Origin of the sequence: Chryseobacterium kimseyorum, from assembly GCF_025971945.1 — a bacterium.
GTDB classification, from domain to species: domain Bacteria; phylum Bacteroidota; class Bacteroidia; order Flavobacteriales; family Weeksellaceae; genus Chryseobacterium; species Chryseobacterium kimseyorum.
The window spans coordinates 306,802-333,474 of sequence record NZ_JAPDHW010000001.1; the positions used below are offsets into that span (position 1 = coordinate 306,802).

Annotated in this window: 29 protein-coding genes; 11 read left to right on the top strand and 18 right to left on the bottom strand. The window is 35.0% G+C overall.

The features are described 5' to 3' along the window. Positions 1–36 precede the first annotated feature (36 nt). From OMO38_RS01485 to OMO38_RS01505, 5 genes are all read left to right on the top strand, one after another. A complete protein-coding gene (locus tag OMO38_RS01485) occupies positions 37–600 on the top strand; it encodes a TetR/AcrR family transcriptional regulator (RefSeq protein WP_264748478.1) in 564 nt (187 codons plus the stop codon). A gap of 78 nt (positions 601–678) precedes the next feature. Further along, positions 679–1,434, top strand: a complete 756-nt coding sequence (locus tag OMO38_RS01490) for an SDR family oxidoreductase (protein ID WP_264748479.1) — start codon at positions 679–681, stop codon at positions 1,432–1,434. Between the two features lie 201 nt (positions 1,435–1,635). Beyond that, positions 1,636–1,959: a hypothetical protein gene (locus tag OMO38_RS01495; protein ID WP_264748480.1), complete on the top strand. Its 324-nt coding sequence runs from the start codon at positions 1,636–1,638 to the stop codon at positions 1,957–1,959. 82 nt (positions 1,960–2,041) lie between these two features. Further along, complete coding sequence (locus OMO38_RS01500) at positions 2,042–2,533, top strand: DUF1772 domain-containing protein (protein ID WP_264748481.1); 492 nt, start codon at positions 2,042–2,044, stop codon at positions 2,531–2,533. A gap of 141 nt (positions 2,534–2,674) precedes the next feature. Continuing rightward, positions 2,675–3,466: a hypothetical protein gene (locus OMO38_RS01505; RefSeq protein ID WP_264748482.1), complete on the top strand. Its 792-nt coding sequence runs from the start codon at positions 2,675–2,677 to the stop codon at positions 3,464–3,466. Here the strand turns inward: OMO38_RS01505 and OMO38_RS01510 are convergent. After that, a complete protein-coding gene (locus OMO38_RS01510; protein WP_264748483.1) occupies positions 3,463–4,596 on the bottom strand; it encodes a lactonase family protein in 1,134 nt (377 codons plus the stop codon). The two genes, OMO38_RS01505 and OMO38_RS01510, sit on opposite strands and share 4 nt — an antisense overlap. A gap of 128 nt (positions 4,597–4,724) precedes the next feature. On the opposite strand from OMO38_RS01510, the gene OMO38_RS01515 reads away from it, so the two are divergent. Continuing rightward, positions 4,725–5,129, top strand: coding sequence for a DUF805 domain-containing protein (locus OMO38_RS01515; RefSeq protein WP_264748484.1), 405 nt, complete (start codon positions 4,725–4,727; stop codon positions 5,127–5,129). Between the two features lie 74 nt (positions 5,130–5,203). Here OMO38_RS01515 and OMO38_RS01520 read toward each other — a convergent pair whose 3' ends face one another. From OMO38_RS01520 to OMO38_RS01565, 10 genes are all read right to left on the bottom strand, one after another. Continuing rightward, on the bottom strand, positions 5,204–6,979 hold the full coding sequence (locus OMO38_RS01520; protein ID WP_264748485.1) for an acyl-CoA dehydrogenase family protein: 1,776 nt from the start codon (positions 6,977–6,979) through the stop codon (positions 5,204–5,206). Between the two features lie 187 nt (positions 6,980–7,166). Next, positions 7,167–8,171: a PDDEXK nuclease domain-containing protein gene (locus OMO38_RS01525; RefSeq protein WP_264748486.1), complete on the bottom strand. Its 1,005-nt coding sequence runs from the start codon at positions 8,169–8,171 to the stop codon at positions 7,167–7,169. Between the two features lie 31 nt (positions 8,172–8,202). Continuing rightward, entirely contained in the window at positions 8,203–9,381 is a 1,179-nt protein-coding gene (locus tag OMO38_RS01530) for a thiolase family protein (protein WP_264748487.1), read from the bottom strand. A gap of 48 nt (positions 9,382–9,429) precedes the next feature. Continuing rightward, positions 9,430–9,783: a four helix bundle protein gene (locus OMO38_RS01535; RefSeq protein WP_264748488.1), complete on the bottom strand. Its 354-nt coding sequence runs from the start codon at positions 9,781–9,783 to the stop codon at positions 9,430–9,432. 44 nt (positions 9,784–9,827) lie between these two features. Beyond that, a complete protein-coding gene (locus OMO38_RS01540; RefSeq protein ID WP_264748489.1) occupies positions 9,828–12,221 on the bottom strand; it encodes a 3-hydroxyacyl-CoA dehydrogenase/enoyl-CoA hydratase family protein in 2,394 nt (797 codons plus the stop codon). A 97-nt stretch (positions 12,222–12,318) separates the two neighbouring features. After that, positions 12,319–12,768 (bottom strand): MarR family winged helix-turn-helix transcriptional regulator, encoded by a 450-nt coding sequence (locus OMO38_RS01545; RefSeq protein ID WP_264748679.1) that lies wholly within the window; start codon positions 12,766–12,768, stop codon positions 12,319–12,321. Positions 12,769–12,934: 166 nt separating this feature from the next. After that, positions 12,935–13,858 (bottom strand): ABC transporter ATP-binding protein, encoded by a 924-nt coding sequence (locus OMO38_RS01550; RefSeq protein WP_264748490.1) that lies wholly within the window; start codon positions 13,856–13,858, stop codon positions 12,935–12,937. 3 nt (positions 13,859–13,861) lie between these two features. Then, the gene (locus tag OMO38_RS01555; RefSeq protein ID WP_264748491.1) at positions 13,862–14,149 is read right to left on the bottom strand and encodes a hypothetical protein; all 288 of its coding nucleotides are present in this window, start codon (positions 14,147–14,149) and stop codon (positions 13,862–13,864) included. Between the two features lie 177 nt (positions 14,150–14,326). Then, the gene (locus OMO38_RS01560; RefSeq protein WP_264748492.1) at positions 14,327–15,298 is read right to left on the bottom strand and encodes a FecCD family ABC transporter permease; all 972 of its coding nucleotides are present in this window, start codon (positions 15,296–15,298) and stop codon (positions 14,327–14,329) included. Positions 15,299–15,322: 24 nt separating this feature from the next. Further along, complete coding sequence (locus tag OMO38_RS01565) at positions 15,323–15,886, bottom strand: TlpA family protein disulfide reductase (protein ID WP_264748493.1); 564 nt, start codon at positions 15,884–15,886, stop codon at positions 15,323–15,325. Between the two features lie 185 nt (positions 15,887–16,071). On the opposite strand from OMO38_RS01565, the gene OMO38_RS01570 reads away from it, so the two are divergent. Further along, positions 16,072–17,196 (top strand): ferredoxin--NADP reductase, encoded by a 1,125-nt coding sequence (locus OMO38_RS01570; protein WP_264748494.1) that lies wholly within the window; start codon positions 16,072–16,074, stop codon positions 17,194–17,196. Beyond that, complete coding sequence (locus OMO38_RS01575) at positions 17,193–17,810, top strand: SanA/YdcF family protein (RefSeq protein WP_264748495.1); 618 nt, start codon at positions 17,193–17,195, stop codon at positions 17,808–17,810. The genes OMO38_RS01570 and OMO38_RS01575 overlap by 4 nt, the downstream gene beginning before the upstream one ends. On the opposite strand, the gene tamL is transcribed toward OMO38_RS01575, so the two are convergent. After that, positions 17,807–20,407: a translocation and assembly module lipoprotein TamL gene (gene tamL / locus OMO38_RS01580; protein WP_264748496.1), complete on the bottom strand. Its 2,601-nt coding sequence runs from the start codon at positions 20,405–20,407 to the stop codon at positions 17,807–17,809. The genes OMO38_RS01575 and tamL overlap by 4 nt on opposite strands. Here tamL and OMO38_RS01585 point away from each other — a divergent pair. Then, on the top strand, positions 20,393–21,124 hold the full coding sequence (locus OMO38_RS01585; protein ID WP_264748497.1) for a TrmH family RNA methyltransferase: 732 nt from the start codon (positions 20,393–20,395) through the stop codon (positions 21,122–21,124). The genes tamL and OMO38_RS01585 overlap by 15 nt on opposite strands. A gap of 72 nt (positions 21,125–21,196) precedes the next feature. On the opposite strand, the gene OMO38_RS01590 is transcribed toward OMO38_RS01585, so the two are convergent. The 5 genes from OMO38_RS01590 to porQ all read right to left on the bottom strand — a co-directional run bounded on the left by OMO38_RS01590 (position 21,197) and on the right by porQ (position 24,402). Further along, positions 21,197–21,694, bottom strand: coding sequence for a phosphoribosyl-ATP pyrophosphatase (locus OMO38_RS01590; protein WP_264748498.1), 498 nt, complete (start codon positions 21,692–21,694; stop codon positions 21,197–21,199). Between the two features lie 2 nt (positions 21,695–21,696). Beyond that, complete coding sequence (locus OMO38_RS01595; RefSeq protein ID WP_264748499.1) at positions 21,697–22,005, bottom strand: phage holin family protein; 309 nt, start codon at positions 22,003–22,005, stop codon at positions 21,697–21,699. A gap of 77 nt (positions 22,006–22,082) precedes the next feature. Next, complete coding sequence (locus OMO38_RS01600; RefSeq protein WP_047443998.1) at positions 22,083–22,433, bottom strand: YtxH domain-containing protein; 351 nt, start codon at positions 22,431–22,433, stop codon at positions 22,083–22,085. A gap of 90 nt (positions 22,434–22,523) precedes the next feature. Then, complete coding sequence (gene cmk / locus OMO38_RS01605) at positions 22,524–23,195, bottom strand: (d)CMP kinase (RefSeq protein WP_264748500.1); 672 nt, start codon at positions 23,193–23,195, stop codon at positions 22,524–22,526. 214 nt (positions 23,196–23,409) lie between these two features. Continuing rightward, entirely contained in the window at positions 23,410–24,402 is a 993-nt protein-coding gene (porQ, locus tag OMO38_RS01610; protein ID WP_264748501.1) for a type IX secretion system protein PorQ, read from the bottom strand. 165 nt (positions 24,403–24,567) lie between these two features. On the opposite strand from porQ, the gene pyrH reads away from it, so the two are divergent. Next, positions 24,568–25,275 (top strand): UMP kinase, encoded by a 708-nt coding sequence (gene pyrH, locus OMO38_RS01615; protein WP_264748502.1) that lies wholly within the window; start codon positions 24,568–24,570, stop codon positions 25,273–25,275. Between the two features lie 88 nt (positions 25,276–25,363). Further along, positions 25,364–25,918: a ribosome recycling factor gene (gene frr / locus OMO38_RS01620; protein ID WP_264748503.1), complete on the top strand. Its 555-nt coding sequence runs from the start codon at positions 25,364–25,366 to the stop codon at positions 25,916–25,918. 59 nt (positions 25,919–25,977) lie between these two features. Here frr and OMO38_RS01625 read toward each other — a convergent pair whose 3' ends face one another. Next, positions 25,978–26,625 carry a hypothetical protein gene (locus tag OMO38_RS01625; protein ID WP_264748504.1) on the bottom strand — a complete coding sequence of 216 codons (648 nt, stop codon included), beginning with the start codon at positions 26,623–26,625 and terminating at the stop codon, positions 25,978–25,980. Positions 26,626–26,673 lie beyond the last annotated feature (48 nt).

The following is a 26,673-nucleotide window of genomic DNA, read 5'->3' on the forward strand; positions in this document are numbered from 1 at the left end:
GCCTATCTTTGAGATCTCAATTTTCAACCTTTTAAAATGAATGACAAAAGAGAAAATATCCTTTCCGCTTCGATAGAATTGCTTGTATCTAAAGGATTGCACGCAATTACCGTTGCTGAAATTGCAGCCAAAGCGCAAGTGGGAATTGGTACTTTTTACAAGCATTTTAAAGACAAGGAAGATCTGGTACAGCAAATCTGGATTTGGCAGAAAAAAAAGGAAGCCGATTATATATTTAATAATTATTCTGCGGATAATCTTTCTGTCAGAGAGCAGTATTTTGTTCTTTGGGAGAGGGTAGTTCGGTATTTCGTTGAGCATCCTACTGAGTATTATTTCTCTTACCAATTCGCTTCTTCCAATATATTAAATGAAGAGATCAACAGTATTGCGATGGAGAGATTTTTGGTCTTTGATGAATTTTATGAGGAGGGTCTTAAGCAAAAACTTTTTAAACCTTTGAAAGCCAATCACCTCAGGTTGTTCACTTTCAGTACAATCAATGGCTGGATTCTTTGGGCAAAAGATGAACAAATTCCATTTACTGATGCAACAATTCAACTTTTTTTAACGATGTCTTGGGACTCTATAAAAAATTAAATTTTTTTAACCTAAAACTGACTGAATATTCATTCAGTTTTCTTAGTTTTGCAGAACAAATTTTAAACACATACACAAATGTCAAGAAACGACTTACACGGAAAAGTAGTATTAATAGCAGGTGGAGCAAAAAACCTAGGAGGCTTATTAAGCCGTAATTTTGCGCAGAAAGGAGCAAAAGTTGCCATTCATTACAACAGCGACAGCACAAAAGAAGATGCCGAAAAAACATTAGGTGATATTACCAGTGCAGGCGGAGAAGCCTTTATTTTTCAAGCAGATTTAACCAAAGTAGAAAATATCGCGAAACTTTTCGAAGCTGCAAAACAAAAATTCGGTGGTATCGATATTGCGATCAACACTGTTGGTATGGTCTTGAAAAAGCCGTTTTTAGAAACTACAGAAGCCGATTACGACACCATGTTCGATATTAATTCAAAAGTAGCTTATTTTTTCATTCAGGAAGCTGGAAAACATTTAAACAATAATGGAAAAATCAACACTATTGTAACATCATTGTTAGCAGCGTACACAGGTTTGTATTCTACTTATGCGGGTGCAAAAGCGCCAGTTGAGCATTTTACAAGAATGGCTTCAAAAGAATTTGGAGAAAGAGGAATTTCAGTTTCAGCAGTAGCTCCTGGACCAATGGATACGCCATTTTTCTATGGACAGGAAGCTCCGGAAGCAGTTGCTTATCACAAGTCAGCTTCAGCCTTAGGCGGATTAACCGATATTAAAGACATCGCACCACTAGTAGAGTTTTTGGTAACCGACGGATGGTGGATCACAGGACAGACCATCTTCGCAAACGGAGGTTATACCACAAGATAATTTAATAAATTTGTACATTATAATGAGTCATTGAAATTTTTTGGTGGCTCATTTTTAATTTATGATTTCATTAGTGCTCATTAATAAAAACAAACATTTTCATTTTTGATTATCAATACAGGATAAAGATGTAAGCATTTTTATGACAGCTTAAACCAAATTAATTTATACTTAATAGCTAAAAACAGAAAAACAACAAATATGAATTTAAATAATATCACCAACGAAACCGTAAAAAAAGCCGTCGAAGCTTTGCAAGATAATGATAAAACACTTTGGTACTCGTACTTTACAAAAGATGCGATTCTTACTGATGATGGGAATCAATTAGATTTAAAATCATTTTTCGACAACGCTTTTAATCATCAAGAAAAATTTCTCAGCATTGACAAAGTAGAAAACGACGGAAAAAATCTTGAAGGAAATTTCTTCGCCGGACAATGGGGAACTTTCAGAACGTATTTTAATTTTCATACTGATGAGAATGACAATATCATCAGATTGGACATCGGGCAAGCAAAATAATTTTGCTTATCAATCTAGATTCATTAGTTTTTAGTTTGTTACAGATTTTTCGTTAAATTTAAACAAACTAAAAACTTATAAAATGAAAAAAATAATCCTGTTTATCTCCATTGCTTTGGCGAGCGGTGTGCTGTTTACGAATGTTTTTAACTCGATGGTAATATCAGAAGCAGCTAAAAGTGATATTCCGAAGTCGATAATGGCGGCAAGAGAATATTTTAAAACGGTAAATCCCGGAAATTTTTTTCAATTTTTTTCACCGGCAACCCAAATCTTCACATTGCTGTCTCTGATTGTATTTTGGAAAACCGAAAAATCAGTTAGGTTATTTCTCGGCATTGCATTGCTATGTTCTATTGCAGGAGATATTTTCGCATTTACTTACTTCCATCCACGAAGTGATCTTATGTTTGTTTCTCAACCCGTTCCTGATATTGAAACGTTGAAAAAATTATCATCAGAATGGAGTTTTATGAACTGGGTAAGGTCTTTCCTTCTTTTGATTGGCGTTATCAGTTTATTTACAGCAGTTCATAAAATTTATTCTAGGAAATCAAATTCCGAACTTTCGTAGAAAAATTATTTTTGTTTTTTAATCATTCCTTTACAATCAGTGAATTACTTTCATTAAATTTATTCGAGTTGATTTTTCGTTTAGAAAATAGGATGAAATACTTTTAATTAGAACTTTCACTAACTGATTCAAATTGCAACTATGAAAAATATTTTAAGCATTACCTTCATTATAATCTATGCAACATTCTCTTTCGGTCAGGAAAAAGGTTCGAGTTATACAGAAAAGAAAATCGAAAGTGGAAGTACTTATAAAAAGTATAAGAACGGAAAACTGGACAGTGTTGTAGTGTCTATGTTTGCAGTCAATTATGCAAATGCTCTGATCTTCTCAAAATCTAATGATGAAATTCATATGATTAATTCTGCAGATACAGAAGCAGTCGTTACGATTAAGTTACAAGGCAAAAAGCAAGTGAAAACTTTTCTCTATCAAAACAAACCGGTAGTTATTCAGGAAAGTATTGATTTTGATATTAAAAATTTACCGAAAAACACAATGGTTACCAGTGCAATCTATAATGAGAACGTAATAACTTATAATATTTCAACTGATTATGAAGTTTTAGGAGACGACAGTCATGATAAAATATTTAAAGTCTTTAACCGACTCAATATTCAGCCAAATTTAGATAGTCTGGATGAAATATTTGAAAATATAGCAGATTTTTTCAGTGAAGATGATGCACTTTTGAAAATCTTTTATGGAAGCTATGCCGAAAAATTTGAGCCACAACCTTTGGCTTATCTTCAAACAGATTCTTTGGGAAAGATTAAAGAAGGAATTTTTTTAGATTTTAAAAACAGAAAACTCAATGACACGAATGAATATCATATATATAAAGATGGAAAAATAATTAAATCCGAAAATGTAAGTTTAGATAAATTTCAAAAAATAATTATGACTTATCTGGAGAAATTAGATATCAACTAATCTTTTTGTGTATCGTAGACTTTTGTTTTTACACAGGAAACATTTGTTATTTTCAAAGATTTCCCTGTTTTTTTGAGCAATCCGGTGACAGGATTTCTTTTAAAAGTGACAACTCTGTTGCTTCCAGTATTGGCTACGATAACAAATTTTCCGGTTTCATCTATAATAAAAGTTCTTGGATGTTTTCCGTATGTTTTCTGATAGCCAAGCGTTTCCAAAGTTCCATCTGACTGAATTTTAAAGATGGCAATATTGTTTTCTCTTCCTCTGTTGCTGGCATATAAAAATTTTCCATCGGGAGAAATATGAAGATCTGAACTTTCAAACCCATCCTTAATTTTTGCAGGATGCGTAGGGATCTTCTGAATCTCTCTGAGTGTGTTTTCTGTAAAATCATATACAGAAATTTCGCCCGCCATTTCTTCAATACTATAGGCCCATTTTCCGTTTTTACTTAAAATAAAATGTCTTGGTCCACTTCCCGGTTTTGTCTTGATGAAACGGCTTTTTTCTACATTTAATGGTTTTAAATCACCATTATCAAACGGATATATTCGAATTTTATCAGCTCCTAAATCGGTAAAAAATATAGTTTTAAAATCAGGTGAAAACACCGCAGAATGAATATGGGCTTCTGCCTGTCTATCCGGATTTATACTTCCTTCGGAAAATTTTAGTAACTGTGATATTGAATCTATTCTTCCATCTTCCAATATTGGATAAACTGAAACACTTGCATATGTATAATTTCCGTTGACCAACCATTTTCCATTCTTATGAACGCTTACATAAACAGGATTTTCGCCGCCACTTTTCTGACTGTTCAATAACTTCAGGATTTTTTCTTCTTTATTAAAACGAAAAGAACTGACCGTTCCGCCATTTTTAATTTTACTCTCTGAAGATGCATAAATATATTTTCCGTCCTCAGAAATTGTAATATATGACGGGTTAATAACATCTTTTATTGAAGTGATTTTTGTAAGTTTCCCGGTCTCATTTTCTAATTGATAAACATAAATCCCTTCTGAATTATTCTCCCAGTTATAAGAACCGAAAAACACAAACTGTTGCTGAGAATAAACGTTTGCAAAGATGAGTATAGTTAGAAGTTTGAGACAGTTTTGCATTCAGGAAATTTTTGAATTTATTCATGTGAGTCGTTTATCAGTATAATAAATTGCTAATTTTATCAAGATCATGAGAATTAATATGCAGAAAAATATTATTTTTGAGTCTAACAATTAAAAACTTAAACATGAAATGGTATTTAAAAGTACTGAAACAGTACGCAGATTTTAACGGAAGGGCAAGAAGAACAGAATACTGGATGTATCTCTTATTCAATATTATTTTTGCAATCGCAGCCGCAGTTTTAGATAACCTCTTAGGACTGAAATTTGCTCCTGAAGTTCCTTATGGATTTATCTATTTGATCTATGGTTTGGCAACATTTATTCCAGGTTTGGCAGTTTCTGTACGGAGATTACACGATGTTGACAAAAGCGGTTGGTTTATACTAATCTCTCTGATTCCAATCATAGGTGGAATTTGGTTATTGATTTTAAATGCTACTGAAGGAACTCCTGGAAGAAATCAGTACGGTGTAAACCCAAAAGAAAATTTCAATGAGATCAATGAGATCGGTCAAAAAGAAATTTAATCAATAAAAAGATCCCGAAATTGTCCGGGATCTTTTTTTTATATTTAGGAGCGTTTTTGTACTAATGCTAATTATTAATAATGCCCTTTTGCAATATAATGCGCCGCAACTTTCTCAGTCAACGCCACCACGTTCGGGTTATTTGTATATTTCGTAAATCTTCTCAAACCAGAAAGCATCATTCTCTGTTCGTCGCCTTCTGCGAAAGAAATAATTCCTTCCTTGGCGGCAACGATGATTTTTTCTACGGCTTTGTAAAGATTCAGCTGAGCCATCGCAACTTCTACAGAATCGGCAGCGAAATGTTTTTCAGCTCTAAGAATTGTAGATTCTGCCATGTAGATTTGATTTAAAATTTCTGAAGCATTCAACAGTAAATGTTGCTGTTTCTCAATATCCATCATGAATTTTTGAAGTGCAGCTCCGGAAACCATCAAGAAAACTTTTTTCAGATTGGCAATAATCGCTTTTTCCTCACTCATCAATTCAGAATAATCAGGAACTTCAAAACTTGGAATTCCCATCAATTCTTTAGAAATTGCCATCGCTGGAGAAAGTAGGTCTAATTCTCCTTTCATGGCTCTCTTAATCAACATTCCAACTGCCAGAAGTCTGTTGATTTCGTTAGTTCCTTCGTAAATTCTGCCGATTCTTGCATCTCTCCATGCAGCTTCCATCGGAGTGTCTTCTGAGAAGCCCATTCCTCCATAGATCTGAATCCCTTCGTCAGCAGTGTTTTGGGTTAAATCTGAAACATAAACTTTAAGAATAGATGCTTCAACTGCAAATTCCTCAACACCTTTCAGTTCAGCCTGTTGATGATCCATTCCGCCTGAAACTAATTCTGCAATTTTATCTTCAACATTTTTTGCCAAACGGTATGATCCTGCTTCACTTACAAAAACTCCTGTCGCCATTTCAGCAATTTTCTTTCTGATGGCTCCGAAAGTTGAGATAGAAACCCCAAACTGTTTTCTCTCGTTTGAATATTGAATAGAATGATTTAAAATTCTTCTCTGTCCGTCAAGGTTGGCGGCAGCGAGTTTAATTCTGCCTACATTTAATGCATTCAAAGCGATTTTAAAACCGTTGTTTCTCTCACCCAACATATTTTCTACAGGAACTTTCATATCATTGAAAAAAACCTGACGCGTAGATGATGAACGGATTCCCAGTTTGTGCTCTTCCTCACCAAAAGACAGACTTTCAGGGTTTTCGAGTTCAGAACGGTTGATGACGAAACCTGTAATATTTTTGTCGTCATCGATCTTGGCGAATAAAGTGAAAGTATCTGCAAAACCGGCATTTGAAATCCACATTTTCTGTCCGTTGATGATGTAATGTTTTCCGTCCTCAGACAGTCTCGCTCTTGTTTTTCCCGAATTGGCATCAGAACCTGCATCCGGCTCAGTAAGACAGTAAGCTCCGAATTTTGTTCCGGTTGCTAAATCCGGAAGATATTTCTTTTTTAATTCTTCACTTCCGTAAAGCAGAGTAGGAAGTGTTCCGATTCCTGTGTGAGCTCCGTAAGCTGTAGCCAATGATCCATTTCCTCCCGAAACATAGTCACAAGCCAGCATCGTGCTTACGAATCCCATTCCCATACCGCCATATTCTTCAGGAACTGTAATTCCCAGAAGTCCCATTTCACCAAGTTTACGCATTGTTTCTTCCGTCAAAGCATAATCTTTTTTCTCAAAACGCTCATGATGAGGAATCACTTCTCTGTCGATAAATTCTTTCGCAGAATCACGGAGCATTTTTTGCTCCTCTGAAAGTTCTTCGAGACTAAAAATCTCGTTTGCAGGAATTTCTTTAATCAGAAATTCTCCGCCTTTTAAATTTGACATATGATTTATTTTTTTTAATTTTTTATTATATGGGCAGCTTTGAACTTCGTTCGTAAATTTCGATAAAGAATTCGCTTTTTCTCATTTATGCCTTCCATTCCCGCTCGTACCTCCTCACAAAAAGAGCTCCGTTCAAGTCGGGCTGCAAATGTCAACACGCCACAGACAGTCGGAAAGTTTTATAACTTTATTGATTATCATTAAATTCATCAAATTCAGTTTTCAAAGCTTCTAAAATTTGATTCTCCGTGGGCAAATACAATTGATATTTACTTGCCAAAACACTTTTGTTATCCTCGGGCAAAGTAAATTTCACCAGAGAATTATTTTTGTCGGCACACAGTAATATCCCGATTGTTTTATTTTCATGCTCTAGTTTCTCTTTTCTATCGTAATAATTTACGTACATCTGCAACTGTCCCAAATCTTCATGTGTGAGCTTGTGAGTTTTGATTTCAAAGATTACAAAACACTGCATCAGTCGATTATAGAATACCAAGTCAATAAAAAAATCGTCCCCATCCAAATGGATTCTTTTTTGCCTTGAAACGAATGAGAAACCATTCCCAAGTTCCAGCAAAAAATCTTGTAAGTGTGTAATAATCGCCTGTTCAAAATCTTTTTCGTAGTACGCTGATTCCTTTTTCAATCCTAAAAATTCTAAAACCATAGGATCTTTAATAATTTGAGATGGTTCGTTGGGAATCAATTCACCTTTTGCAATGGCTAAAACACTTTCTTTATCATTGCTCAGCAACAACCGTTCATAGAGACTGCTGTTGATTTGTCTTTCCATCTGTCTGGCCGACCAATTATTTTTGACAGATTCTGCGATGTAATATTCCCTTTTATGCTCGTCATCAATGGATATAAGTAGCTTATACTGAGTCCAGTTCAATTGCGTCCGCAGTGCGGACGCAATTGGGAAGACCCTGTAAAACTGTCTGTATTTTTCAAGCTGACGACGAGAAAAACCACTTCCGAATTCAGGTTGAAGCTGTTCTGATAAATACTTTATAAGATAAGTTCCATATTCAGCACGCTCTTTTCCGTTTTGCTCTTCTTCAAAAATTCTTTGTCCGATATGCCAATACATCAATGTTCGCTGATAATCTACCGAACGAATCGCCTGATCTCTCGATTGAGAAATGATGCTTTTAATTTCAGAAATTAATGACGAATTGGTTAACATATTTAGTTTAAAAAAATTTCTCTGAGTTTATTTACAAAAGCTCAAATATTGAAGCCGCACCTTGTCCGGTTCCCACGCACATCGAAACCATTCCATATTTATTTCCGCGTTTTCTCATTTCGTCAAGAAGCTGAACGGTCAATTTTGTTCCGGTGCAGCCAAGCGGATGTCCGAGAGCGATTGCTCCACCGTTTACGTTTAAGATATCTGGATTTAAGTTCAGTTCTTTTTTAATAGCAACCGATTGAGAAGCAAAGGCTTCATTTAACTCAATCAATTCAATATCTTTCAACTCCAAACCTGCCTGCTTTAAAGCTTTTGGAATCGCATAAACAGGACCCATACCCATAATTCTCGGTTCCAGACCTGCTGCAGCATAAGCAACTAATCTTGCTTCTGGCTCCAATCCTAATTCCTTGACCATTTCTTCAGACATTACGATAACGAAAGCTGCACCATCACTCATCTGAGAAGAGTTTCCTGCAGTTACGCTTCCACCGTTAGCGAATACTGGTTTCAATTTAGCCAAACCTTCCAGAGAGGTATCTAATCTCGGACCTTCATCTACAGAAAAATCGAATTTCTTAGTCTGCATTTTCTGGTTTTCATCCAAAAAATTATATTCTACAGGAATGGATGCAATTTGGTTTGCAAAACGACCTTCCTGATTTGCTTTCAGAGCTTTTTGATGCGATTCAAAAGCAAACTGATCCTGCTCTTCACGGGTAATATTAAATTGTTTTGCAACTTCTTCCGCAGTATATCCCATTCCCCAATAATAATCGGGATTGGTTTTTGCTATTTCAGTTTCAGGAACTGGTTTGTAACCACCCATCGGAATGTATGACATTGATTCTGTACCGCCTGCAATAATACAATCAGCCATTCCAGCCTGAATTTTTGCCGAAGCAATCGCAATCGCTTCACTTCCAGAAGCGCAATATCTGTTCACAGTCACTCCTGGAACCTTGTCGGTGTTCAATCCCATCAAAGAAATTAAACGTGCCACATTTAAGCCCTGTTCAGCTTCTGGCATTGCGTTTCCAACGATTAAATCATCGATTCTGTCTTTATCTAATTGCGGAACGGCTGCCATGAGTTTCTCGATGACGGTTGCTGCCATTACGTCGGGACGCGTAAATCTTAAACTACCTTTTGGCGCTTTTCCAACGGCAGTTCTGAACCCTTTTATGATGTATGCTTGTTTCATAATTGTAATATGTATTTATGTATAAAGTACAATGTATTTTTAAAAGTTTTAACTTGAATAAACTTGTTTCAGTTTAATAATCATATTTTGTATATGCTGAATTTCAGTAAGAACAATTTCGAATTTTTCCTGTGGAAAAAATTCACATTCATTTACAATAATTATCTGTGTTTCGAACTCAAAAGAAGAACCTAAAGCAATATTTAAAAAATGTGAAAACTGAGCATTTGTATCTCTTCCAGCTCCTTCAGCAATATTCGATGGGATCGAATACAATGATCTTCTGGATTGAGATGTGAGACCAAATAATTCATCTTTCGGAAATTCTTTTGAAAAGAAATAATACGTTTTACAGAGTTGAATAGATTTTTTCCAAACTTCTAAATGTCTGAAATTGTGCATAGCAAATACATTTTACGTTAATACTTTTTACTTTGTACAAAAAATTAATTTCTCAACGGCTTTCCTTTCTGCAACATAAACTGAATTCTCTCCAAAGTTTTTCTCTCTCCACAAAGCTGTAAGAAAGTTTCTCTCTCAAGATTCAATAAATACTGTTCGGTCACAACTGTTGGTTCGGAAAGATTTCCACCTACTAATACGTTGGCTAATTTATCTGCGATTTTCTTGTCGTGTTCGGAGATGAAATTACCGGTCAACATCTGATCAGTCCCGACATAGAACATTCCTAAAGCATCTTTTCCAAGAACTTTTACAGTCTGTTCGATCGGTTGCGTGTAGCCGTGCTCTGCCAAACTTTTCGCCATCATTTTTGCGGTCATGATCTGCGTTCTTTTGTCAACAACTACGATGTCTTTTCCTTTTTCAAGAATTCCCATATCGTAAGCTTCGTATGCCGAAGTGGCAACTTTTCCCATTGCAATATTCATGAAAGCTTCACGCAGACGGTTGTTTTTCACATCATCGCTGTGAAATTCTCTGGAAGTTCTCAAAGCAAATTCTTTCGTTCCGCCACCGCCAGGAATTACACCGACTCCGGTTTCTACCAATCCGATGTAAGTTTCTGCAGCTGCAACAACACGGTCTGCGTGCATCGTCATTTCGCAACCACCGCCTAAAGTCATTCCGTGAGGAGCGACTACGACAGGTATTGAAGAATAACGAACTCTCATCATTGATTTCTGGAAATATGCAATTGCCATATTTAAATCATCCCAATCCTGCTCGATGGCCATCATTAAAATCATTGCTAAATTGGCTCCAACAGAGAAATTCGTTCCCTGGTTTCCGATCACCAATCCGTCGTATTCTCTTTCGGCTAAATCGATGGCCCGGTTTAATCCATCCAGAACTTCACCACCTAAAGAATTCATTTTAGAGCGGATTTCAAAGTTGATAATTCCGTCTCCCAAATCTTCAATCGAAGAACCTGAGTTGCTCCACAGCGTCTTGTTTTTTCTGATATTATCTAAAATGATAAATGATTCCTGACCCGGAATATTATTGTAGTTTCCTGAGTTTTTATCGAAGAAAATGCTTTGTCCATCCTCGTTTATTTTGTAGAATGATTCCACATTTTTCACCCAATCCGAAACTTCGTAACCGGCTTCTTTTGCCAGTTCGATTCCTTTTTCAACGCCGACTGCATCCCAGATTTCGAAAGGACCATTTTCCCAACCGAAACCAGCTCTCATTGCATCGTCGATTTTGTAAACTTCATCAGAAATTTCAGGAACTTTGTGAGAAACGTACGCAAACAAGGCACCTAAAGACTTTCTGTAAAGCTCGCCGGCTTTATCTTTTCCACCAATTAAAACTTTGAAACGGTCAATCGGTTTGTCTATATTTTTCGTTAATTCTAAAGTTGGAAAAGAAGATTTGCCCTGAAGTTCATACTCTAAAGTATCAAGATTTAATCCGTGAATTTCAGATTTTCCATCGGCACCTTTCACTTTTTTGTAGAAGCCTTGCTCGGTTTTCGAACCCAGCCATTTGTTATCTACCATTTTCTGAATGTACTCAGGAAGGGCGAAAACATTATTGAAATCATTTGCTTCAGCGCCACTTTGACGAACGCCATTCGCAACCATCACCAAAGTATCCAGACCAACAACATCAGCAGTTCTGAAAGTTGCAGATTTCGGGCGGCCGATAACCGGACCGGTCAATTTATCAACATCAGATACATTTAAACCTAATTTCTGAACATTGTGCAGCAAATCCATCATTGAAAATACTCCGATTCGGTTGGCGATAAATGCAGGAGTATCTTTTGCTAAAACAGTAGTTTTTCCTAAGAATTTAGCTCCGTAATTCATGTAGAATTCGGCAATTTCCGGATCTGTTTCTTTCGTTGGAATTACTTCTAACAATGGTAAATATCTTACCGGATTGAAAAAGTGAGTTCCTGCAAAATATTTTTTGAAATCATCGCTTCGTCCTTCCACCAACATATTGATTGGAATTCCGGATGTATTGGATGAAACCAAAGTTCCCGGTTTTCTAAACTGTTCGATTTTTTCGTAAACAGATTTTTTGATGTCGAGTTTTTCAACGACAACCTCAATAATCCAGTCGGTATCTTTAATTTTCTGTAAATCATCATCAAAATTTCCAACTTTAATTCTCTCCGCAAATTTCGGAGAATAGAGTAGTGCCGGACTTGCTTTTTTCAGTTTTTCAAAGTTTTCGGAAGCAATTCTGTTTCGAACAGCTTTGTCTTCTTTCGTCAAACCTTTTTTCTGTTCGGTTTCATTTAATTCAAACGGAACAATGTCAAGCAGTGAAACCTGCACGCCAATATTGGCAAAGTGCGCAGCGATACCGCTTCCCATAATTCCGGAACCTAAAACCGTTACGTGTTTGATTCGTCTTTTCATTTAGATATTATTTATTATTTTTTGTGAAATGGAACCTTTCGGTTTCATTTATATTTGATTTTATATGTATAATTTCAAAAAACCTCTCGGTTTCATTTTATTTTCTGTTGTTTAAATCTGCAGCAATTTTCATAATTTCAGTCATAACTTCCTTAAAAGTTTCTAATTTCTCAGGTGCAATCTTTTCCATCACTTTCTTGTTGAAATTAACTACCACTTCTTTAGACATATTTCTTGAACTTAAACCTTTATCAGTAAGCTTAATAATTACCTCGCGTTTATCGGTTGTCGTTTTTTCTTTATAGATATACCCATTATCTTCGAGAAGTTTAATGATTCTGGTAAGAGAAGTAGGCTCGATTGCCATTTTGGGACCGAGATTAGTGCTTCTGGTTCCTTCTTTAGGATCAATTTTAAGAAGTGTAAGTGCCTGAACTGCTGTAGAATCATGCTCCTGTGCAAGCTCAGTATACATTTTTGAAACAGCTAACCAGGTCTGCTTCAAAATAAGATCAACATTTTCTGTTTTTTCTTTATTATTATCCATCATATTTTTGTTAATCGGCTTTATTCAAATGTAGCAAATATTATGCATGCATAGTATTATTGATTGTTAAAATTTATTAACAATTTGATTTACAATTAATTAAAATGTATGATTAGCATAATACTATGCATGCATAGTATATGGAATAGATAAATAAAATACTGATTTAATGAAGCTTTGAGATTAATTTAACAATTTCTTCAAAAGATTCACATTTATACAATTTTTGCTCGTGAAAAATCTCCCAAGTTGAATCATTGAGAGCAAAATTAAAAGATGACAAATCCCTCTGAAAGTTTTTCTGCAATAAGGAGCATAACATTTCTTTTTGTAGCTGCGGAGATTTGATGGATGGGGCAACAAAATTTTCATTGACCTGAAACAGAGAAACATTGGTTAATTCGTCGTGCTGAAGTAAAACATCTTCCACGATTCCTGAAAATAGATTCTTATCTTTAATATACCAGATTTTGTCTGCAAATTCCTTAGCCAAACGCCAGTCATGTGAAGAAAAGAGGATCAGTTTATTCTGCTCCTTAGCCAATTTTCTAAGAGTTTTAAGAATGATAATTTTATTTTTTTCATCTAAATGAGTTGTTGGCTCATCCAGAATTATCATGGACGAATTTTGTGTCAAAGCTCTTCCTATGAAAGCTTTTTGAAGATTACCGTCAGATAGATTTCTGAGCGGTGTATTTTTGTATTGTGTTAAATCTAAGTCATCAATAATGTTCGAAACTTCTTTTCTGTCTGCATTGTTTAACTCAAAATAAAAAGGATAATAAATATATTTCCCTAAAGAAATCAAATCTTCAACGGTATAATTCTGCGGAATAGTTGCTTTGGAAAAAACGATGGCTACATTTTCGGCAATTTCTTTTACAGACAGATCTTTTACGTTCTTATCCTTAATAAAAATTTCTCCTTCCAGCAAAGCATTCTGATGCAGAATTGATTTGATTAAAGTAGTTTTTCCTACACCATTATTTCCGATCAGCAGGCAAACGTCACCCAGTTTCAAGGATGCGTTGGCATTTGAAATAAGGATTTTGTCGTAGCCAATAGTGGCTTGGTTGATTTGTAGGTGCATGGGTTAAATAGAAATAAAAGTAACAAATAAAATAAGAGGGACAAGACTAAAAGTAAAGTACAAAAATTTATGTTCTTTAATATCAACTAAACTTAAAATCCCTAAAATTAATGATCCCAAAAATGCTGCAGGTATTCCAATCATAAACCACCAACTATGACCAAAGGAGTAAATCCAATGCTTATCCATGCTCATTCTGAACAGTTTTGAATATTCCAGAAATGCCACGCTAAATGCGAACAAAAGTATATTAGCAATAAATAATTTCTTATATATTATTCTGGCATTCATCTGCTTATTATCTTGTCATAATGAAAATCTCTTCGTAAAATTACTTTACATTTCTACGGAAAGACAATGTGCACGTATTTTTCAGAAATTAAATTAAAATATTTCAAACAGATACATCATCTGCAAAATCTGCAGGAGATTTAAAAAATTCACTATTGACTCGTTAACAATTCACTTTCAAATTTTATTCTGCCTCAAAAGCATCATTAAAATTACAGGAATTCCAAACACTGAACTGATGACATTCAAAGGAATTTGACTTTTTTCAGCAGCAATTGAAAACAGCAACATCATTAACATTCCCAAAAACATATTTAAGATCCACTGTTGCCACAGCTTTGCCGGATTATAAATCAATCTGCAAAAGTGTGGAACGATAATTCCAATAAATAAAATAGGCCCTAAAAAAGCTGTAATGGATGCTGAAAGTAGGGAAGAGGTCACAATAATCAGCAGTTTTAAATGGTTCAGATTCACCCCTAAACTTTGAGCATAAGAGTTTCCCAGTGAGTTTCCAATCAAAGGTTTTATCGTTTTAAAACAAAATAAAATTCCAATAAAAACTAAAATTGAAAGTACTATAATTTGATTTCTTGAAACCATATTATTGGCTCCGAAAGACCATAAAATATAATTTTTCAGACTTTGATTTTCTGCATAGAACTGCAACAGAGAAACAATTGCTCCGGCAAAAGCGGAAATTAAAAACCCAAAAATGATTAAATATGATTTGTCCTGAAATTTATTTGACATCGACAGCAACACGAGCATTAAAAGTAAACTTCCGACAATTGCGGATAAACTTAAAAAACTGTTCTGCAAAAATTCCGGAAGCAGAATGCTGTGTGAAAAGAAAATGTAAAATGCAACAGACAAACTGGCAACCGATGTAATCCCTAAAATATCTGGTCCTGCAAGCGGATTCTGAAAATATTCCTGCATTAGAAATCCAGAAGTCGGAATTGATATTCCTGCCAGAAGCATGACCAAAACACGGTTTACTCTGATTTCAGCGATTTGGCCGTTTTCAGAGTTAAAAAAAAAGTCGTTCAGATTTAAACTTAAAAATCCTGTGTTCAGATTAATCACCGCTGTTAATACAATTGCGATAATTAATAGTAAACACAGAATCTTAAATTTTTTTGACATGAGTGAAACGAATTCCGAAGAGAATTATTTAATGAAAGAATTTATTTTTGAATTCAAAAGATCTGATGTCATCATTCCTAAATATTCATCTGTTTTTTCGCCTTTTCTCATGTACGTAAATGGAATTGCGTCACCTTTCCATTCTTTAAAATTATTTTTAAAAAATGTTTGGTCAAGCTCATCGCCATCTAATAAGATTGTATTATTTCTGATATCCTGTTTATCTACAAAAGCTGGAACTTCAGAATTCCATACCTTTTTTGAATCTAGGCTAATAAATGTGATTTTCACGGGCTGTCCTTTCAATTCTGCTATTTTATCTTTAAAATGAGGAATTTCACGAACGCAAGGGCCACACCAAGTTGCAAAGAAGTTAGTTACATATAAAGTATCGTTTTTAGTCTGCAGAAAGTCGGTGGTTTGCTGAGGACTTAAAGCTTTTAGAGATGCCGTTATGGGAGCGGGATCAGGTGTTGGTTTTGCTGTCGAATCGTTTACAACAGTAGTATTATCATCCGTTTTTTCTGCTTCCTTCTTACAGCTGATAAGAGTTGCTGCTAAAAGTGTTGACAAAAGTATCTTTTTCATAAGTAAATTTATTTTTTAAATGATCGCTGGTTTTTGTTTTCTCACGAAGTTTTTAAGACGGCGAATTCATCAGGATAATATCTTAAACGAAAATATACGATGGTTATTCAGTACCGGTTTTATTTGCAAGAAAATACCATCAATGTAATTTCGTATTTATTTTTTATCTATTTTTGAATTGAAGAATGGAACAACTAATCTATAAAGGAAAACTAACGCAGTTTCACCGCCTAAAAATAGCTAAAAAGGAAGACCTGACCAAAAATACTTTTTCGCTGGAGTTTGAAATTCCTGCTAATTTAAAGGATACTTTTAAGTTTGAAGCAGGCCAGTATGTCAGCATAAATTTCAAATCTCATGGTGAAGATGTGATCAATGATTATTCTATGACCTCTGCGCCATATGAGGAAAAAATATCTTTAGGGTTAAAGGTTGCATCTTCAAACGGAGCGACATCTCAATTGTACGAGAATTACAATCCTGGTGATGAACTTCTGGTAAGTGAACCGAGCGGAAGATTTACATTGGTTTCTAAGCCCAGTGAATTCAGAACGATAGTTGGATTTGCCGGTGGAATAGGGATCACACCTATTTTAAGCCATTTCAAAAATATTTTACATAAAGAACCCAGAACGAGACTTTACCTGTTTTTAGGAAATAAAAGTTCGGAAGAGCTTATGTATCGGGGACTTCTGAATGATCTTATTCAGCAATATGGTAACAGACTGCAGATTTTCTATTTTTATTCTCAGGAAAAAACTTCAGATCATTTTTTTTATGGAAGACTTGATGAAAAAAAATTAAATTTAATCATCAATCAGATCCTGCACTTAGACGACACCGACGAAGAATCTACGATTTGGGATGCTGTAGACGAGGTTTTGATTTGTGGCAAGGGAGAAATGATCAAAACTCTGGCAAATGCCTGTTATCACCACGGAATTCCAAAAAAAAATATTCATTTTGAACTTTTTGAAGAGTTTAATGATGATATTTATCCTGTAGAAAAAGAATTTCCTCTGATACAAAATGTACAGGTAGATTTTAAGATGTTTGGCAAAGAATATCATACTGAACTTCCTGACAACCGTGAAAAAATTCTTCAGCAATTATTGGTTCAGAATTTTTCTGTTCCCTATTCATGCAAATCAGGTATCTGTGGGAGCTGCGAATGTACTTTGGAGGAAGGAGAGGTTGAACTTTTAGAAAATGAATATCTTACCGAAAAAGAAGAGTTACAGGGTAAAATTTTGGCTTGCATGTCAATAGCAAAAACTAAGAAAATAAAGCTTAACTTTGATTTCAATTGAGAATCATCCGAAACATATTTAAACTGATAATATCATCAATAGAACTGGTCTTTCTGTTGATATGTCTTTGTAATATCTGGGTTTTTGGGCTGACTAACGGTAGAACCTACAATAAGATTTCAAAAATTCCTCCCCGCGAAATTGCCTTGGTTCTGGGGACTTCCCCGAGAATGAGATCAGGAGTTTCCAATCCGTATTTTACAAAAAGAATGGACGCCACAGCTTTACTGTATCATCACGGAAAAATCAAAAAAATTATTGTCAGTGGTGAGAAAAGCAAAGGCTATAACGAGCCCGCTGCGATGAAAAATTATCTCATTTATCAGGAAGGTGTTCCGGAAGATATTATTATTGAAGACCCAAAAGGTTTTAATACGTATAAAAGCATTCTACGCTGCAAAGATGTTTACAGGAAGAAAAATGTAATTATCGTTTCGCAGGGTTTCCATAATCTCCGGGCATTGTTCTTTGCCAGAAATAACAATATGAATGCTTTAGGTTTCGATGCACAGGATGTCAACAAACCTGAAAGTTTCTACAGAAACCAGTCGAGAGAAATTCTTGCCCGCGTGGTTGCTGTAGTCTATTTCGTTCTGGGAATCTCTCCGGATTAAAACGGATATCCGAAGGCAATATTTAAAGTGGGTTTTAAAGGCTGAATTTTATCAAATCTCCATCTTTCACCATCAGGTTTATTGGGATCGTAAATTTTGTAGGCGAGATCGACTCTTAAAGTTATATAGGCAACATTTACCCTTAAGCCAAATCCACTTCCTACACCCATTTCTCTGATGAATCTGTTAAACTTAAACTGATCACCAAAACCACTGTTATCTGTATTCCAAATGTTTCCGATATCAGTGAAAATTGCACCTTCGTACATATCATTAAAAGGAATTCTGTATTCTAAATTGGTTGTAAGTTTAATATTACCCATAAGATATGTTCTCACTCTTTCGTCAACCTGAGAACCTCCCGGTCCCAAACCACCAAACGCAACCCATGCACGGATATCATTAGACCCTCCGTTGAAATAAGATCTAACAAATGGCATTGAAGATGAATTCCCATAAGGAACTCCAATACCGATGAACTGACGTAGTGCTAAAGTCTGATTACCGTTAAACTTAAAATATTTTCTTACATCAAAATCAAATTTCACAAACTGTGCGTAAGGTATTCCAAAAATAGTTCGCTCCGGGCTTCTAAGAATTCCACCACCATCATCTCTTTTCTGATTAAAAATACTTGGAATGTTACCCGCCAATTCTACTTTTCCATTAAAATAAAATGCGTTGGGATATTCTTTTTTCCCGATTTCATTATAAATAAAATTATAGATCATTGATGAAATAATAACATCCTGCGTCTGTCTGTCTTTGTTGACAAGCGTCCCCAAAAATGGCAGAAGCATCTTATCGGCTTTCTCAGGCGTAAGACTGGCTGCATATTCCTGGTCGTTGATAATCTGTTCTGACACCTGATCTCTCGTAAGAGCACCGGAATCAAAAAGTTGCTTTGTTGCAGGGCTGTATCCAAAATAATCATTAAAAATATCTTCTCTGATGATATTGTCATTCAGGAAGAAATCGTAATAACTGTCTTTATTTTTGGTTAAACTGAAGAGAGTATTGAACAAAGTCAATCTGTGAGACGACTGATCATTTACGTTGGCAAAGTAGTTTAATCCCGTATTGAAATTCACTCTTCCCAAACCAATGTTATTCTGTATGGAAGTTCCGAGCACTATAGAAGATGTAGGCGTGTATCGCTTAGGAATCAGCTTATAATAATTAAATGGAAGTAAGAGACGTGGAAAACTCAATGATGCCTGCGCAGAGATTTCGTAAGCTAAAATTCTCTTATCTAAATTTTTAGGATTTCGGATCGAACCAAACGTTCCGGAAAGGCTTGTAGATAGGTTTTCAGCACCTCTGAATACGTTTCTGGTCGTCAGGTCCACAGATGGTGAAATTCCCAGATTCAGAAGCTGAGAATAATTAATATCTGTACCCACTTTCACTTCATATTTAGGAAGTGGTTTTAATAAATAAAGAACATCGATAATACTGTCATTCGGTGCAATTGCTCCGCCCTGTCTTAATGAATCTTTAGCTTTAAGAATACTGAAATTATTCATCGCCAAAAGATTTCTCTTCGTAAGATCCAGCGTTTTCTGATCATATACAGTCTTACTGTCGACAATGATGGCTCTCCACAGTGAGTTGGTCTTGTAGTTCTCATTCATCTTGTGAAATCGGATTCTCCTAAGACTGTCTTTTACCGTTTTTCTGCCAAAATCTCCTGGCTCATCTACGATTGCAACATCAATATTTCCGAAAGTGGAAACCTTGTACGGAGTGTCTGCAGAATCTTTATGAATTTCCAGTGTCAGCGGAACATTTTTTCTGTCCTTTAATGAATCTGCAACGAAGAAAACCTCATTATTACCATTATTAAAACGGTAATAACCATTTTCTCTCATCACGTCATTAATTCTTGTAACTTCTTTTTCAAGAACGGTCTGATCGAGAACTTTACGCGATTTTACAAGCGTTTCATGTATCTTCTGCTGATATAGACCTTTAATCCCCAAATCAGGAATATTGTAGTAATATTCTTTGATCATCGTGGGACTGTTATGGTTAATGAAATAAGTAACAGCCGCTTTTTTTGCCGTAGAATCTATGTCATGCTTAAATTTTACTTCAGAATCCCAATATCCTCTGTACGTCATCCTTTTTTCGATAGACTCAGCACTTTTCTCGGTCCTCGTCTGATCAAGAATAGAAGGGGGAGTTCCCCAGTTGTGAAGAATTCTGTCCATCAAAAGACTTTTCCCAACACTGCTCTGCATATTGTATTTTATAAACAGTGAATCCCTCAGCTTCTGATTTCTCATCTCACTGGGGTAGGTCATATATTCAGTAAAAACAGTATCATATTTAGGATTGGCAGCATTGTACAGAAGAAGACTTAAGGGCATAAACAAAAACTGTTTTTTATTCGGCTTTTGCTGCACATAATCCTTCAGTTCTTCATCAAAGAATTCTTTCTTATCCTCAAACTCAAATCTGTTTTTTGTCAGCAAAAACTCTCCTTCGGGAACTTTTTTTGTTGTACTACAAGCATACAGTAAACCAACAGCTGTTGCGAATGATATAATTTTGTAATATTTTTGAGGAGAATTCTTATAATGCTTACAGCTCATACAATAAAAGTTTTACAGTCTTTGGATAAAAAGAAGTTCAGGCAAAAATACAATTTGTTTTTGGTTGAAGGGAATAAAATAATTTCCGAACTTCCCAATTCTAACTTTAAAATTAAAGAAATATTTTCTACAAATCCTCAAAATTTAAATTTTCAGGACACAATTATTCATCAAATAACTGAAAATGAACTAAAAAAAATCAGTTTTCTACAAAATCCTAAAGATTCTGTCGCAGTGTGTGAACTGAAACATGAGTTAAAATGGGAAGATCAGAATATTCAGTTGATTTTAGATGGAATTCAGGATCCTGGAAATCTTGGGACTATTATTCGTCTTGCTGACTGGTTTGGGATCGAACAGATTATTTGCAGTGATGACACAGTAGATTTTTATAATCCAAAAGTGATACAGGCAAGTATGGGATCGTTTACAAGAGTAAATATGGTGTACTGTAACCTGACCGAATATCTGGCTGAAACAGGGAATACAAATGTAGGAACAGATATGGATGGAGAAAATATCTATTCTTTTCAAAAGCCTAAAAAGCTTAATTTGATTTTAGGAAATGAAGGAAAAGGTATGCGTGACGAAACAGAAAAATTACTTCACCAGAAAATTTCAATTCCGAGATTCGGAAAATCGCAGTCGACAGAAAGTCTGAACGTATCAATGGCGGCCGGAATTATTTTGGGACAACTTTTCAGTACAGAAGAGTGATAGAGTTTTAGATTTGGACTAATTAGTTTTATTATTTATTCTAAAATTTTCCAATTCTAAAACTCCATAAACTCATATAAGTTGTTCCATACTGGATACACTTTTACTTTTTTGATAGGCTTCCAGTTTTGTTCTCACGAATTTTAAAGCCATCGGAGCGACGTATATCAATACGGCTCCTAAAATTTTCTTTTTCCAGTTTGAACTGCGCATATTTTTCTTTGCGTAATTGGCAACAAAGGCAGTAACTGCAAGCTTTACAACGGTATCCATTGCATCGCCTTTAAAAGCGCTTCCGGCAATCCCCATCGCAGTATTTTTGTTCAGAAACAAATCTTTAACTTCGGAAGTCAGTTGTTTAGCAATAACATCGCCTCGCAGAACTGTTTTTTCTTCGCCGTCTTCATCTATTTTTTCTTTCAGATACTGATCAGTAAGACCATTGGTAAATGCGCTTAAGCTTTCTTTGGTATTTTTGAATGTCAATAAACCCTCCAAATCTTCAATCTCACCTTTCAAAAGCTTTTTCTTTCTTCTCAGCTCTTCCAAACTACTGTAATTTCTGCTCATAATTAGTGATTTAAAAATTCGATTACTTTATTTGCGATAACATTTATAATGCGTTTTTTAAAGGTAACAACTATTAAAGTTATCAGCAAATAAAATGCAGCGACGATCAGAAATCCGTACGAAGTATTATTTAAGAGTTTACCAATAAAAAATGCAAGTCCAAAATTAAAGAGGATAATAAAAAAAGCAAAAGCAACTAATAAAATAACCAGATAAGCGACAACTCCGGCAGAAATTGATGATTTTTCTGTTGCCTGAATTTTCAGCAAATCTATTCGCTTTGATGCATATTCTTTTATAGTTTCTATCATTGTTTTTTTTTAGAAGTTACAAAAAAAGGAACTTCAATTTGGTCAAAGTTCCTTTTATCATTTTATTTAAAATGAGTTTATCTTTTTAGATCATTCAATCCTGTCTCAACATCTTTTACAATGTCAGTAGTTTTAGATACAATCTGATCTTTATACTTATCGTAACCATCTTTTACAGTATGAGCTACGTTGCTAGCTGTTTCTTTGAAAGTAGAAGAGATGTTTCCATACTGATCTTTTACTTTTTCAGAAACTTCTCCGTATTTGTTTTTAGCTTCTTCCTTAAGGTCGTTAGCTTTTGTTTTGATTTTTTTTCTGGTTTCTTTACCTTCTTCAGGAGCATATAACATTCCTAAAATTACTCCTGCTGCTGCACCTGCAAGAAGTCCCGCTAAAATACCTGCTGTATTATTCTCTTTTCTAGCCATTCCTTGTTTTTTTTAAATTATTAATAAATATTTTTATAGTTCAAATGTTACAATTAATATACCAAATGGTGATTTTGACGCATAAAATTGTTAATTTTTTAAATGTGTCAGTATGCTTTCTATTGTCTCTTTCTTAGTAAGCATCGTATTATCAATCACAATTGCATCTTCTGCCCGCTTTAAAGGCGCAATTTCCCTTTCGCTGTCAATTTTGTCTCTGGCAACAAGGTTTTGTTTAACCTGTTTCTCGTCAGCCTCAATTCCTAAACTTAACAGTTCCTGATATCTTCTTTTGGTTCTTTCTTCGATGCTGGCAGTCAGAAAAAATTTAAAGTCAGCATTTGGCAGAACCACTGTGCCAATATCTCTGCCATCCATGATAATTCCTCCTTTCTCTGCCAGATTGCGTTGCGACTGTAAAAGAAAATCTCTTACTTCCTTCTGTTTTGCAATCAGACTTACATTGTCGGAAACCTCATTAGAACGGATTTCTTTTGAGATGTTAATATGATTAAGAAAAAGAACAAGTTCACCATTGTCGTTCTTAAATTCAAGTTCAATCAGTGAAAATGAGTCAAATAACTGTTCAAGATTTATCGTTTGATCTTCATTGAGGCAGTTCTGAAGTGCAAACCAGGTGATGCCACGGTATAAAGCTCCGGTATCTAAATGTACAATTCCTAATTTCTCGGCAATAATTTTTGAAATAGAGCTTTTTCCTGTAGAAGAGAATCCGTCAATCGCTATCACTGGTTTTTTCATACTACAAATGTGAAAAAAAATTCTGAAAAATTCAACAAAAATCTAAGATTAAAACCTGGAAATTACAATTTTTTAATGGTGATATTTAAGACGAAGTTGCAAGCGAAATGAAATCAAAACCGACAATTATTCACAGAGTATAAACTTCGAAGAAGTTTAAATTTCACGCAATAAAATTAATATTAAAGATATGAGGTTAAAGTCTGGATATAAACTATTCTCCTCTGTGACTGCTAAGATCTACCGAGATTCCAATTTGATTGACGTTTGAGGAATTGTGATATCTCACATGTGCATAATCGATTCGGAATTTTGAAACCTTAAGTCCGAAACCTGCAGATAATCCGGAGAAATTTCTTTGATCGGCAACGGCCAATTCGTTTCCTCTTCTTACATTGTAACCAATTCTGAAGTTGAAATTTTTTTCGGGGAAAAGTTCTGCGCCCAAAGAAAAATGATCTGCGATTTTACGCCCGACATTCACTTCCTGTCCGTTTACATTTAATTCTGAAGAAATATCAAATTCCTGCAAATCGTGAACAGTTATGGTAATAGCTAAAGGAAAGGCTTTTAAAATTTTTGTGTACCCCAAATCGATTCTGAACGGAAGGTTTTCTCTTTCGCCGTTGAATGATTTAAATTGATAACCGAAGTTTCTTAATACAACTGAAACTACTTCTTTGCTCTGTTTCGGATGGTAGGTTACCCCAAGAGTTCCAGCTAATGCAGAAGATGTGTAAGTATCTATTTTTGAGGTGATAAAATTTAAACCACCACCGATAGTCCAATCTTCTTCAAACTGATAAGCATATCCACCGCCAACTGCAACATCTGACGCTGAGAATTCTCCCATTTCAAAACCACTGTCATCTGTTCTCGGAATATTTCCGTAGCTCATATAGCGGGCATTCACTGTTACCATATGGCCATTCTCAAGATCTTTGGCAAAAGCGATGGTACCGTATTTCGAATCTGCCAAATAAGCAGTTGCGTTTACAGAAAGCTGTTTGTCAGACTCCTTATTCAATAAAGCAGGGTTGGCAATGGCGAAAGAAACATCATGATCTCTCATGGTAATCGCATCACCGCCTAAAGCAGCTTGTCTTGCAGAAACCGGAATATTTAGAAACGGATATACATTTGTTCCAGTTTGTGCAAATGAAACAATTCCCGAAAGAAATAGTGAAAAAATTAGAACTTTCTTCAAATCAGTAGTTAATTAATGCAAAAATAATCCTTTTTCGTACTTATCAAAATATTTAGAACATTATTTACTATTAAATATTTTTCTTTTTTCAATATTTTTAATGATTATATTTGCAAAGTTAATTTCTGAGGAAATTAATTCTCAAAAACTATTATAAATTTAAAGATGAAATATAAAAGAATCCTTCTAAAACTGAGTGGTGAAGCACTGATGGGGAACAGACAGTACGGTATTGATCCCGAAAGACTGATGGACTATGCTCAGGAAATTAAAAAAGTAGTTGATCTAGGCTGCGAAATTGCGATCGTAATTGGAGGAGGAAATATTTTCCGTGGTGTAGCAGGAGCTGCAGCGGGAATGGATAGAGTACAGGGCGACTATATGGGAATGCTTGCCACTGTAATTAACGGTATGGCATTACAGGGAGCTTTGGAAGATGCAGGAATCAAAACCAGACTGCAATCTGCTATCGAAATGGATAAAGTAGCTGAACCTTTCATCAAAAGAAGAGCCGTAAGACACCTTGAAAAGGGTAGAGTTGTGATCTTTGGAGCAGGAACAGGAAATCCTTATTTTACAACTGATACAGCAGCAACTTTAAGAGCGATCGAAATTGATGCCGATGTTATCTTAAAAGGAACAAGAGTAGACGGAATCTACGACAGCGATCCTGAGAAAAACGAAAATGCTGTAAAATATAACTCACTGTCATTCGACGAAGTTTTCGAAAAAAATCTAAAAGTAATGGATATGACGGCTTTCACATTAAGCCATGAAAATAAATTGCCAATCATCGTTTTTGATATGAATAAAGATGGTAATTTGGTGAAGATTGTGGAAGGAGAATCTGTTGGAACTTTAGTGAATATTTAAAAAAATAAAAAGATAATAAGCAAAAAGTAAAAGTGTTACTTTTTGCTGATATTTATTCATGTGTAACTTATCAAATTTTTATTATATAATGGAAGAATTAGATCTTATTGTAGAATCTGTAAAACATGATATGGAAGCAGCTATAAAGCACTTGGATCATGCATTTCAAAGAATCAGAGCAGGCCGTGCATCTACAAACATGGTGCAGGATGTAATGGTAGAATATTATGGTGCTCCGACTCCTCTTAATCAGGTTGCTAACGTCTCTGTGCCCGATGCAATGACAATTTCTATTCAACCTTGGGATAGAACTGCCATTGGAGCGATAGAAAAAGCAATTATTAATTCAAATTTAGGCTTTGCCCCATCTAATAATGGTGAAAATATCATTCTAAACGTACCACCTTTAACAGAAGACAGACGTAGAGAACTGGCTAAACAGGCTAGAGGAGAAACTGAAGATACAAAAATCGTTGTAAGAAACGCCAGACAAAACGGTATCAAAGAACTGAAGAAACTGGAAGGTGTTTCTGAAGACGCGATCAAAGGTGTAGAAGAAGAAATTCAGGCGCTTACCGACAAGCACGTGAAATTGTGCGATGATCATCTTAAGACGAAAGAAGCTGAAATTATGAAAGTATAATTTTCAGTTTTTAAACTATAAAAAAAGAGGCTTCGATTATTTCGAAGCCACTTTTTTATTTAAAGACATTTTGTGCTGCCTTTCTTATCTTTATTTTTAATCAGTAATGCAAAAGTATCCTGAACTTCTTTCAAAGAACAATTCTTATTTTCTTTATTAGGAATAGTGTCAGGATTTGGTCTGTTTGCAGCGCTAGATTTTATCGTAAACTTCTTTTCTAAACACTGGATGATTTTGTTGTCTGAAAGATAAATACGCTGCTGTGTAACATCATCTTTTGTTTCAGGTTTTTCTGGTGAACCACCATCAAAACTCCAGACTGTCTCATCTTTGAATACAAAATATGGCTGATCATCACTAATGAAATATTTTTCTACCGAAGAAAAATGACTGTCAGCCGTGAAATATTTGATTGCTTTTAAAATTCCTTTTTCAGAATAATAAACAACATTACCGGATCTTTCATCGCATTCAAACTTAAAACTGGCAGAATCTAATATCTTTGCAGTGAGTTTTGAATTGACAAGACCGTATTCTTTTTTTATTCCGTCAATTGAACTTAGATTATTTTTTGAACGTAGAGAATCTACATTTGAATGTATGTTTAAACTGTCTTCCGGAAAAGAATTTCCGACAGTCTTTTGTTGATTTTCTTTTTTACAGGAAATAATCATTATGAAACCTGAAATTAAAAATAGTTTTTTCATTGTTGCCATTTTGAGATTAGGCTTTTGCTACAACAAAAAATGTGCAAG